Origin of the sequence: Pseudoalteromonas sp. TB41 (genome assembly GCF_000497975.1) — a bacterium.
Lineage (GTDB): Bacteria > Pseudomonadota > Gammaproteobacteria > Enterobacterales > Alteromonadaceae > Pseudoalteromonas > Pseudoalteromonas tetraodonis.
This window is the reverse complement of sequence record NZ_AUTH01000085.1, coordinates 94662-104021: the sequence shown is the minus strand read 5'-3', so window position 1 is coordinate 104021 and position 9360 is coordinate 94662. Positions and strand designations below refer to the sequence as shown.

The window sequence follows — 9360 nt, the reverse complement described above, 5'->3', positions numbered from 1 at the left end:
TAGCTTGGCTGTTAGAACTCAATCTGTACGAGTGCCCACACAGATGATTGCTTTATATTGTTAAAGAACGTTGCGATTAAAGCGCTTAACTTTATCTCGCTAGGGCTGCGCATATTACGCTTTCCTATTTTTTTGTCAACACTTAATTTTAAACTTTCTTGCGATGATTTAAACTCAAGTTTTACTTAACTCTCTGAGTAGCTCGTGCCTCGCTATGCGTTGCGCTCTGCCGTCTCAGTGGGGTCGCATTATAGGGAGATCCGAAAACAGATCAACCCTTTTTTGAAGAAAACTTGAAATAAATGACTGTTCGAACAAAATTACAACTAAACGCTTAAAAAGACAACTAAACTCAAGCATATTTAGCTTCAAATGAGGTTATAAGTTATTTTTTAATGATAACGTGTTGATGTTGATGTTGAAATCGCTTGCAAATAGCATCCGATTTCTTGCTATAACTATTTTAGCTAGTAGAACACTAAGGGCATTTGGCAAAAAACATAGCATATAGATAAGGCTTTCTTTACTTATGTATTTACTGTTTCAACCTATGACGTTAATCACAACCTTAAGTTATATAATTAGCTTATTTTTACCAATCATAGCTAAATAGCATATATAGGTCAGGGGTAACATGAAGAAAGTATTTAAATAAGCGAACTATTTTTCTGTTAGTAGCAAATAGACTGCCTTTATTGATATGGGGCTGTTGTTTATTATTGATAAAAAAATTGGGGAGGACTTGTCGCGACCCTATTACCGTGTGATAAATTTTAGGTATTAAAAAGCCGAGCATAAGCTCGGCTTTTTGGTGTCTCTTTAAAGACTTACTCTGCAGACTGTGCGTCTTCTTGAACTTCTTCGCTCGCCGCTGGGCGACCAACTAGTTCAATATAAGCCATTGGTGCATTATCACCAGCACGGAAGCCACACTTAAGAATACGAGTGTAACCACCTGGACGGTCTGTATTACGAGGACCGATTTCGCTGAACAATTTACCAACTACTTCATTATCACGCGTGCGGGCAAATGCTAAACGGCGATTTGCTACGCTGTCAGTCTTAGCCAGTGTGATTAAAGGTTCAATTACACGGCGTAACTCTTTCGCTTTAGGCAAAGTAGTTTTGATGATTTCATGTTTCACCAAAGAACCTGCCATATTGCTGAACATCGCTTTACGATGGCTACTGTTACGGTTTAATTGACGACCACTCTTACGATGGCGCATGACCCTATCCTTCTAACTAAACTAATATAGTGATTTAGATTATTCAGCTAGGCTTGCAGGCGGCCAATTTTCTAGGCGCATACCTAGAGAAAGACCACGTGAAGCTAGCACGTCTTTTATTTCAGTTAGAGACTTCTTACCTAAATTAGGCGTTTTAAGAAGCTCAACTTCAGTGCGCTGAACTAAATCACCGATATATTGAATTTGCTCGGCTTTCAAACAGTTTGCTGAACGTACTGTTAGTTCAAGATCATCAACTGGACGAAGTAGAATAGGATCGAATTCTGGCTTCTCTTCTTTCTCTTCTGGCTCAGTTACATCGCGTAAATCTACGAATGCATCTAGTTGCTCAGCTAAGATAGTAGACGCACGGCGGATCGCTTCTTCAGGATCTAAAGTGCCGTTTGTTTCCATATCAATGATTAACTTGTCTAAGTCTGTACGTTGCTCAACACGGGCTGATTCAACCGAGTACGCAATACGTTCAACTGGGCTGAATGATGCATCAAGCAGCAATCGACCAATTGGACGCTCATCGTCATCAGAGGATAAACGACTAGATGCCGGCACATAACCACGACCACGCTCAACACGAATACGCATGCTGATCTCGCTGTTATTTGTAGTTAAATTACAAATAACATGATCTGGGTTAGCAATTGTTACATCGCCATCGTGCTGAATATCTGCCGCAGTCACAGGGCCTACACCAGATTTAGTCAGGGTCAGAAAAACTTCATCTTTGCCTTCTAACGTTACCGCTAGACCTTTAAGGTTTAGTAGTATTTCAATGATGTCTTCTTGTACGCCTTCTTTCGCGCTGTACTCATGCAATACACCGTCGATTTCAACTTCAGTTACTGCACATCCAGGCATAGATGATAACAGTATACGGCGTAAGGCATTACCCAAAGTGTGACCAAAGCCACGCTCGAGTGGTTCTAAAACTACTTTAGAACGCGTTGGGTTTATAGCGTCGATATCGACTAACCTTGGTTTTAGAAATTCTGTAACAGAACCCTGCATTTTATCCTCTCTTAACTCTTAACTTTACTTAGAGTAAAGTTCGACGATTAGTTGTTCATTAATGTCCGCAGACAGATCTGAACGCTCAGGTAGGCGCTTGAAGCTACCTTCCAATTTCTTACCGTCAACTTCAACCCAAGTCGGCTTTTCACGTTGCTCAGCCAACTCTAGAGCAGCGATGATACGTGCTTGTGTCTTAGACTTCTCACGGATTACAACAGTATCTTCTGGAGTAATTACGTATGAAGGAATGTTCACAACACGACCATTAACTAGAATCGCTTTGTGGCTTACTAACTGACGTGCTTCAGCGCGTGTGCTAGCAAAACCCATGCGATATACAACATTGTCTAAACGTTGCTCTAAAAGCTGTAACAAGTTTTCACCTGTATTACCTTTAAGGCGAGCAGCTTCTTTGTAGTAGTTACGGAATTGCTTTTCTAATACACCGTAGATACGACGTACTTTTTGCTTTTCACGTAATTGTAAACCGTAATCAGATAAGCGTCCTTTACGAGCGCCGTGCTGACCAGGTGCAGTCTCAAGTTTACACTTAGAGTCGATAGCTCTTACGCCGCTCTTAAGGAACAGGTCAGTACCTTCACGACGACTCAGCTTGAGCTTAGGGCCCAAATATCTTGCCATGTTATTTCTCCTAACCTATTGTTAAACGCGACGTTTCTTCGGTGGACGACAACCATTGTGTGGTATTGGCGTCACGTCAGTAATGTTGGTGATACGGTAACCAGCAGCATTCAAAGCACGTACAGCAGATTCACGACCTGGACCTGGACCTTTGATGAAAACTTCTAGATTTTTTAAACCGTATTCTTGAGCAGCAGTACCTGCACGCTCTGCAGCAACCTGAGCAGCAAATGGAGTAGATTTACGTGAACCACGGAAACCTGAACCACCGGCAGTAGCCCATGATAGTGCATTACCTTGACGGTCGGTAATTGTTACAATAGTGTTGTTGAAAGACGCATGAACATGAGCCATACCATCAGCAACTTGCTTTTTAACCTTTTTACGACGAATTGGTGTCTTAGCCATTTTACTATCCCCTTATCGCTTAATAGGCTTACGAGGACCCTTACGGGTACGCGCGTTAGTCTTTGTTCTTTGACCACGAAGTGGTAAAGAGCGACGGTGACGTAGGCCACGGAAACAACCAAGGTCCATAAGGCGCTTGATATTCAAAGTAACTTCACGACGAAGGTCACCTTCTACAGTGTACTTGCCAACTGCTTCACGCAATACGTCAAGTGTTTCGTCTGAAAGTTCACCGATTTTTGTGGTCTCGGCGATACCAGTCGCTTCTAAGATAGCCTTAGAGCGAGTCTTACCTATGCCATAAATAGCTGTTAAACCAATAACTGCATGTTTATGATCAGGGACGTTAATGCCAGCGATACGGGCCACTAACACATCTCCTATATTTGAATTTGGTAATCATCTGTTTGAAAAGCCCGTAAGGATACTCAAACGAAGACCAAATCACAACTAAAAACACAGGCCGAGAAACCTCAGCCTGCACGACTGTTTACTTAGCCTTGCCTTTGCTTATGCTTAGGCTCACTGCAAATTACGCGTACTACACCAGCACGTTTAATAACTTTACAGTTACGGCATATTTTCTTAACGGAAGCACGTACTTTCATTGCTCAACTCCGTAAACTGACCTTATCGACCGTAGCCTTTAAGGTTCGCTTTTTTCAGCACAGAATCATACTGATGTGACATCAGATGCGTCTGTACTTGTGCCATAAAGTCCATGATTACTACAACGATAATCAAAATTGATGTACCGCCGAAATAGAATGGCGTTTGCCATGCCATAGTCATGAATTCGGGCACCAGACAGATAAAGGTTATATACAAAGCACCTGCCAATGTCAGGCGTGTCATCACTTTATCAATGTATTTAGATGTCTGCTCACCTGGACGAATACCTGGGATAAATGCGCCAGATTTTTTCAGGTTGTCTGCCGTTTCACGCGGGTTAAAAACCAACGCTGTGTAGAAAAAGCAGAAGAAGATGATAGCCGCAGCTAAAACCATTGCATACAAAGGCTGACCTGGAGTCAACGTTGTAGCAATTGCTTGTAGCACATCAGCAACCGGACCTTCACCCTGGCCGAACCAGCTTGCAATTGTACCAGGGAACAGAATTATACTGCTAGCGAAGATTGGTGGAATAACACCCGCCATATTTACTTTCAGAGGTAAATGCGTGCTTTGAGCAGCAAATACTTGACGACCTTGTTGACGTTTGGCGTAGTTAACAACGATACGTCGTTGTCCACGTTCAAAGAATACAACAAGATAAGTAACAGCGAATACTATAACCGCAACCATCAACAGTACAAAAACATTCAAATCACCTTGGCGCGCCATTTCGGCTGTCGAACCAATAGCAGACGGCAGGTTAGCTACAATACCAACAAATATTAGAACTGAGATACCGTTACCGATACCACGTTCTGTTATCTGTTCGCCCAACCACATAAGGAACATAGTACCGGTTACTAAACTCACCACTGCGGTGAAATAGAATCCCATACCTGGGTTAACAACTAACCCGTTCATCATGCCCGGTAAGCTTGTGGCAATACCGATTGATTGGATAGTAGCAAGCACAAGCGTGCCGTAGCGTGTGTACTGGCTTATCTTTTTACGCCCTTGCTCACCTTCTTTCTTAAGCTCTATAAACGGCGGATACATATGCGTTAATAGTTGCGTAATAATCGAAGCCGAGATATACGGCATGATACCCAGTGCTAACACTGAAGCTCGCTCAAGCGCACCACCGCTAAACATGTTGAACATCTCAACAATGGTGCCCTTTTGTTGCTCGAAGAAATCGGCAAGTACAGCGGCGTCAATCCCAGGGATCGGCACAAATGAACCTAGACGGTAAATTATGATAGCACCCAATACGAAGAGTAATCGGCGCTTCAATTCCGAAAGTCCACCTTGTGCACTTTGTGTATCTTGACCTGGTTTAGCCATTAGTACTTCCTTAGTCTTCTACCTTGCCTCCGGCAGCTTCGATAGCTTCGCGTGCACCTTTAGTAGCCTTAAGGCCTTTAACGGTAACAGCGCGTGAAACTTCGCCAGATTTAACAACTTTAACGAACTGAACGTTCTTTTTAACTAGACCAGCTGCTTGTAACGCGCTTAGGTCTACCACATCGCCTTCAACTTTAGCGATTTCGTATAGGTTAATTTCTGCAGATACTAATGATTTGCGAGAAGTGAAACCGAACTTAGGTAGACGACGTTGCATAGGCATTTGACCGCCTTCGAAACCAACGCGTACTTTACCGCCAGAACGTGATTTTTGACCTTTGTGACCACGGCCACCAGTCTTACCAAGACCAGAACCGATACCACGACCAACACGTTTTGGAGCAGTTTTTGAACCTGCAGCAGGTGAAAGTGTATTCAAATGCATCGAATTACCCCTCTACCTTAACCATGTAATAAACCTGGTTAATCATACCACGTACACATGCTGTGTCTTCTAACTCAACAGTGTGATTGATACGACGTAAACCAAGACCGCGTAATGTAGCTTTATGCTTCGGTAAACGACCGATAGAGCTTTTTACTTGTGTTACTTTTACAGTTTTATTAGCCATGGTTTACCCCAAAATCTCATCTACTCGAAGACCACGTTTTGCAGCGATCGACTGAGGAGAATTCATGTTCTCAAGAGCTGAGATCGTTGCACGTACAACGTTGATCGGGTTAGTAGAACCGTAACATTTAGAAAGTACGTTCTGCACACCAGTCACTTCAAGTACTGCACGCATAGCACCACCTGCAATGATACCAGTACCTTCAGATGCTGGTTTCATAAACACTTGTGAGCCAGCATGACGTCCTTTAACAGGATGCTGTAATGTGTTGCCATTTAGGTCTACGTTGATCATGTTACGACGTGCTTTTTCCATTGCTTTTTGAATAGCAGCTGGAACTTCACGTGCTTTACCATAACCGAAACCTACTTTACCTGCGCCATCACCAACTACAGTTAGTGCAGTAAAGCTAAAGATACGACCACCTTTAACTACTTTAGACACACGGTTCACCGCGATTAGCTTTTCAGCTAAATCAGGCTGTTGTTGCTTTGCTTCTACGTTAGCCATTGTCTACTCCTAGAATTGCAAACCGGCTTCACGCGCAGCATCAGCTAGCGCCTTCACACGGCCGTGATATTTAAAGCCACTGCGATCAAAAGCAATCTTTTCGATGCCTTTGTCAGCCGCACGTTCAGCAACCGCTTTACCAACTGCTTGTGCAGCTGCAACGTTGCCTGTGCCTTTAACTGTTTCGCTAATAGCTTTCTCAACAGTAGAAGCAGCAGCCAGTACATTACCCTCAGCGTTTACAACTTGAGCGTAAATGTGACGTGGCGTGCGGTGGATAACAAGACGCGTTGTGCCTTGTTCAATATAATTTCTACGAGTGCGTTTAGCACGACGTAGACGAGCTGTTTTTTTATCCATCGTCTTACCTTACTTCTTCTTAGCCTCTTTACGGCGTACATTCTCATCTGAATAACGAACACCTTTACCTTTATAAGGCTCAGGTTTACGGTATGCACGAATGTTAGCAGCTGTTTGACCAACTAACTGCTTATCTACGCCCTTAACTAGAACTTCTGTTTGGCTTGGAGTTTCAATCGTAATTCCTTCAGGAACTGCGAAATTAACTGGGTGCGAGAAACCAAGAGTTAAGTCTAAAACTTTGCCCTTAGCTGCAGCACGGTAACCAACACCTACTAACTGAAGTTTCTTCTCGTAACCTTCATGCGTACCAACAACCATGTTGTTGATTAGAGCGCGAGCAGTACCTGCTTGTGCCCATGCATTGGCTACGCCTTCACGAGGTAAAGTTGTAATAACGTTGTCGTTAACTTGTACTTCAACTGCATCGTTGATAGTACGAGTAAGTTCACCGTTTTTGCCTTTAACTGTGATTTCCTGGCCTTTTAATGTAACTTCTACACCGGCAGGAACGTTTATTGGTGCCTTTGCTATGCGAGACATAGTTCCCCTCCGATTAAGCTACAAAACCAATGATTTCACCACCAACGCCTGCACTACGTGCTGCGCGGTCTGTCATTAGGCCTTTAGAAGTTGATACGATAGCGATACCTAAACCACCCATTACCTTTGGTAATTCGTCACGTCTCTTATAGATACGTAGACCAGGGCGACTTACACGCTGGATATTTTCAATAACAGCTTTGCCTTCGAAGTACTTTAACTCGATAGAAAGCTCAGGTTTTACATCACCACTTACTGAGAAGTCTGCGATGTAACCTTCATTTTTTAATACATTAGCTACTGCTACTTTCAGTTTCGAATTAGGCATCGTTACAGATACTTTCTTCGCTGACTGACCGTTACGGATTCGTGTAAATAAATCCGCGATAGGATCTTGCAAGCTCATAGTCTTACTCCCATGATTCTATTACCAGCTAGCCTTTTTAAGGCCAGGAATTTCACCGCGCATAGCTGCTTCGCGAACTTTAATACGGCTCATGCCGAATTTGCGAAGGAAACCATGTGGGCGGCCCGTAATGTTACAACGATTACGTTGACGTGCAGGGCTAGAATCACGAGGTAAAGCTTGTAGCTTAAGTACCGCGTCCCAACGATCATCTTCAGATGTATTAACATCACTGATGATAGCTTTTAGTGCTGCACGCTTTTCAGCGTACTGAGCAACTAGTTTAGTGCGCTTTGCTTCGCGCGCTTTCATAGAATTCTTTGCCATAACCCTACCCTTATTTCTTGAATGGGAAGTTAAACGCTTCTAACAACGCACGGCCTTCCTCATCTGATTTCGCAGATGTAGTGATTGTGATATCCATACCGCGTACACGGTCTACTTTATCATAATCAATTTCTGGGAAGATGATTTGTTCACGTACGCCCATGCTGTAGTTACCGCGTCCATCAAAAGACTTAGCACTCACACCACGGAAGTCACGGATACGTGGGATAGCGATTGAAACCAAACGCTCAAAAAAGTCCCACATACGCTCGCCGCGTAGGGTTACTTTACAACCAATCGGGTAACCTTCACGCACTTTGAAGCCAGCAACAGATTTGCGTGCTTTAGTGATTAAAGGTTTCTGACCAGAGATAGCTTCTAGATCCGCAACAGCGTTATCTAAAATCTTCTTGTCAGCTAAGGCTTCGCCCACACCCATGTTTAATGTGATCTTTTCGATCTGAGGGACTTGCATGACAGAGCTGAAACCAAACTTCTCTTGAAGTTCAGCAACTACTTTGTCTTTATATACTTCATGCAGTTTCGCCATCATTCTACTCCAACTATTAGATAGTTTTACCAGTAGATTTAAAGATACGTAATTTCTTACCATCTTCAATCTTGAAACCTACACGATCTGCTTTGCTCGTTTCCGAGTTGTAGATCGCAACGTTTGATACGTCGATAGACGCCTCTTTCTCAACAATACCGCCAGCTTGGTTCAACTGTGGAACCGGCTTTTGGTGTTTCTTGATTAAGTTAATGCCTTCGACAAATACTCGACCAGACTCGGTTACAACTGAAAGCACTTTGCCGCGCTTACCTTTGTCTTTACCTGCTAGTACGATTACTTCGTCATCACGACGGATTTTTGCTGCCATGATAGACTCCTTACAGTACTTCTGGGGCTAGTGAAACGATTTTCATGAACTTTTCATTACGAAGTTCGCGAGTCACAGGGCCGAAAATACGAGTACCAATAGGCTGCAAGTTATCATTTAAGATAACAGCCGCATTGCTGTCGAAACGGATCAATGAACCGTCTGGACGACGAACGCCTTTTTTGGTACGCACAACTACCGCGTTTTTAACATCACCTTTCTTCACTTTACCGCGAGGAATCGCTTCTTTTACAGAAACTTTAATGATATCGCCAATCGCTGCATAGCGACGGTGTGAACCACCAAGGACTTTTATACACTGCACTTTGCGAGCGCCGCTGTTATCAGCAACTTCCAGCTGAGTTTGCATTTGGATCATGTTAATGACCTCCGGTGTAGTAATTACAACTTGTCTTAAATTTGTTTAAAATCAA

General features: G+C 43.2%; 17 protein-coding genes. All 17 read right to left on the bottom strand.

Going from position 1 to position 9360, the window contains the following annotated elements; translation table 11 throughout:
- Positions 1 to 827 precede the first annotated feature (827 nt).
- The gene (gene rplQ / locus L641_RS0113980; RefSeq protein WP_013466072.1) at positions 828 to 1229 is read right to left on the bottom strand and encodes a 50S ribosomal protein L17; all 402 of its coding nucleotides are present in this window, start codon (positions 1227 to 1229) and stop codon (positions 828 to 830) included.
- Positions 1230 to 1268: 39 nt separating this feature from the next.
- Positions 1269 to 2255 (bottom strand): DNA-directed RNA polymerase subunit alpha, encoded by a 987-nt coding sequence (rpoA, locus tag L641_RS0113975; protein ID WP_008115371.1) that lies wholly within the window; start codon positions 2253 to 2255, stop codon positions 1269 to 1271.
- Between the two features lie 24 nt (positions 2256 to 2279).
- On the bottom strand, positions 2280 to 2900 hold the full coding sequence (rpsD, locus tag L641_RS0113970; protein WP_002959461.1) for a 30S ribosomal protein S4: 621 nt from the start codon (positions 2898 to 2900) through the stop codon (positions 2280 to 2282).
- A gap of 21 nt (positions 2901 to 2921) precedes the next feature.
- A complete protein-coding gene (gene rpsK / locus L641_RS0113965) occupies positions 2922 to 3308 on the bottom strand; it encodes a 30S ribosomal protein S11 (RefSeq protein ID WP_002959471.1) in 387 nt (128 codons plus the stop codon).
- A gap of 12 nt (positions 3309 to 3320) precedes the next feature.
- Positions 3321 to 3677: a 30S ribosomal protein S13 gene (gene rpsM / locus L641_RS0113960; protein WP_008115377.1), complete on the bottom strand. Its 357-nt coding sequence runs from the start codon at positions 3675 to 3677 to the stop codon at positions 3321 to 3323.
- Between the two features lie 125 nt (positions 3678 to 3802).
- On the bottom strand, positions 3803 to 3916 hold the full coding sequence (rpmJ, locus tag L641_RS22970) for a 50S ribosomal protein L36 (protein ID WP_002959476.1): 114 nt from the start codon (positions 3914 to 3916) through the stop codon (positions 3803 to 3805).
- A gap of 22 nt (positions 3917 to 3938) precedes the next feature.
- Positions 3939 to 5267: a preprotein translocase subunit SecY gene (gene secY, locus L641_RS0113955; protein WP_008115380.1), complete on the bottom strand. Its 1329-nt coding sequence runs from the start codon at positions 5265 to 5267 to the stop codon at positions 3939 to 3941.
- Between the two features lie 10 nt (positions 5268 to 5277).
- Positions 5278 to 5712 (bottom strand): 50S ribosomal protein L15, encoded by a 435-nt coding sequence (rplO, locus tag L641_RS0113950; RefSeq protein WP_013466073.1) that lies wholly within the window; start codon positions 5710 to 5712, stop codon positions 5278 to 5280.
- Between the two features lie 4 nt (positions 5713 to 5716).
- Positions 5717 to 5899, bottom strand: a complete 183-nt coding sequence (rpmD, locus tag L641_RS0113945; protein ID WP_008115384.1) for a 50S ribosomal protein L30 — start codon at positions 5897 to 5899, stop codon at positions 5717 to 5719.
- Positions 5900 to 5902: 3 nt separating this feature from the next.
- Positions 5903 to 6409, bottom strand: coding sequence for a 30S ribosomal protein S5 (gene rpsE / locus L641_RS0113940; RefSeq protein WP_008115387.1), 507 nt, complete (start codon positions 6407 to 6409; stop codon positions 5903 to 5905).
- Positions 6410 to 6418: 9 nt separating this feature from the next.
- Positions 6419 to 6769, bottom strand: a complete 351-nt coding sequence (rplR, locus tag L641_RS0113935) for a 50S ribosomal protein L18 (protein ID WP_008115388.1) — start codon at positions 6767 to 6769, stop codon at positions 6419 to 6421.
- Between the two features lie 9 nt (positions 6770 to 6778).
- Positions 6779 to 7312, bottom strand: a complete 534-nt coding sequence (rplF, locus tag L641_RS0113930; protein ID WP_006794247.1) for a 50S ribosomal protein L6 — start codon at positions 7310 to 7312, stop codon at positions 6779 to 6781.
- Between the two features lie 13 nt (positions 7313 to 7325).
- Positions 7326 to 7718 carry a 30S ribosomal protein S8 gene (gene rpsH, locus L641_RS0113925; protein ID WP_016899320.1) on the bottom strand — a complete coding sequence of 131 codons (393 nt, stop codon included), beginning with the start codon at positions 7716 to 7718 and terminating at the stop codon, positions 7326 to 7328.
- Positions 7719 to 7739: 21 nt separating this feature from the next.
- Positions 7740 to 8045, bottom strand: coding sequence for a 30S ribosomal protein S14 (rpsN, locus tag L641_RS0113920; protein WP_006794245.1), 306 nt, complete (start codon positions 8043 to 8045; stop codon positions 7740 to 7742).
- Between the two features lie 10 nt (positions 8046 to 8055).
- Positions 8056 to 8595, bottom strand: a complete 540-nt coding sequence (rplE, locus tag L641_RS0113915) for a 50S ribosomal protein L5 (protein WP_010392500.1) — start codon at positions 8593 to 8595, stop codon at positions 8056 to 8058.
- A 16-nt stretch (positions 8596 to 8611) separates the two neighbouring features.
- Entirely contained in the window at positions 8612 to 8926 is a 315-nt protein-coding gene (gene rplX, locus L641_RS0113910) for a 50S ribosomal protein L24 (RefSeq protein ID WP_004589210.1), read from the bottom strand.
- 10 nt (positions 8927 to 8936) lie between these two features.
- A complete protein-coding gene (gene rplN, locus L641_RS0113905; RefSeq protein WP_008115397.1) occupies positions 8937 to 9305 on the bottom strand; it encodes a 50S ribosomal protein L14 in 369 nt (122 codons plus the stop codon).
- Positions 9306 to 9360: the final 55 nt, after the last annotated feature.

What these genes read in the sequence shown, in the direction of transcription:
- rplR (WP_008115388.1), bottom strand. Translation starts at nt 6,769, where the DNA reads ATGGATAAAAAAACAGCTCGTCTACGTCGTGCTAAACGCACTCGTAGA.
- rpsH (WP_016899320.1), bottom strand. Translation starts at nt 7,718, where the DNA reads ATGAGCTTGCAAGATCCTATCGCGGATTTATTTACACGAATCCGTAAC.
- secY (WP_008115380.1), bottom strand. Translation starts at nt 5,267, where the DNA reads ATGGCTAAACCAGGTCAAGATACACAAAGTGCACAAGGTGGACTTTCG.
- rpoA (WP_008115371.1), bottom strand. Translation starts at nt 2,255, where the DNA reads ATGCAGGGTTCTGTTACAGAATTTCTAAAACCAAGGTTAGTCGATATC.
- rpmD (WP_008115384.1), bottom strand. Translation starts at nt 5,899, where the DNA reads ATGGCTAATAAAACTGTAAAAGTAACACAAGTAAAAAGCTCTATCGGT.
- rpsN (WP_006794245.1), bottom strand. Translation starts at nt 8,045, where the DNA reads ATGGCAAAGAATTCTATGAAAGCGCGCGAAGCAAAGCGCACTAAACTA.
- rplO (WP_013466073.1), bottom strand. Translation starts at nt 5,712, where the DNA reads ATGCATTTGAATACACTTTCACCTGCTGCAGGTTCAAAAACTGCTCCA.
- rplF (WP_006794247.1), bottom strand. Translation starts at nt 7,312, where the DNA reads ATGTCTCGCATAGCAAAGGCACCAATAAACGTTCCTGCCGGTGTAGAA.
- rpsD (WP_002959461.1), bottom strand. Translation starts at nt 2,900, where the DNA reads ATGGCAAGATATTTGGGCCCTAAGCTCAAGCTGAGTCGTCGTGAAGGT.
- rplQ (WP_013466072.1), bottom strand. Translation starts at nt 1,229, where the DNA reads ATGCGCCATCGTAAGAGTGGTCGTCAATTAAACCGTAACAGTAGCCAT.
- rpsE (WP_008115387.1), bottom strand. Translation starts at nt 6,409, where the DNA reads ATGGCTAACGTAGAAGCAAAGCAACAACAGCCTGATTTAGCTGAAAAG.
- rplN (WP_008115397.1), bottom strand. Translation starts at nt 9,305, where the DNA reads ATGATCCAAATGCAAACTCAGCTGGAAGTTGCTGATAACAGCGGCGCT.
- rpmJ (WP_002959476.1), bottom strand. Translation starts at nt 3,916, where the DNA reads ATGAAAGTACGTGCTTCCGTTAAGAAAATATGCCGTAACTGTAAAGTT.
- rpsK (WP_002959471.1), bottom strand. Translation starts at nt 3,308, where the DNA reads ATGGCTAAGACACCAATTCGTCGTAAAAAGGTTAAAAAGCAAGTTGCT.
- rplX (WP_004589210.1), bottom strand. Translation starts at nt 8,926, where the DNA reads ATGGCAGCAAAAATCCGTCGTGATGACGAAGTAATCGTACTAGCAGGT.
- rplE (WP_010392500.1), bottom strand. Translation starts at nt 8,595, where the DNA reads ATGGCGAAACTGCATGAAGTATATAAAGACAAAGTAGTTGCTGAACTT.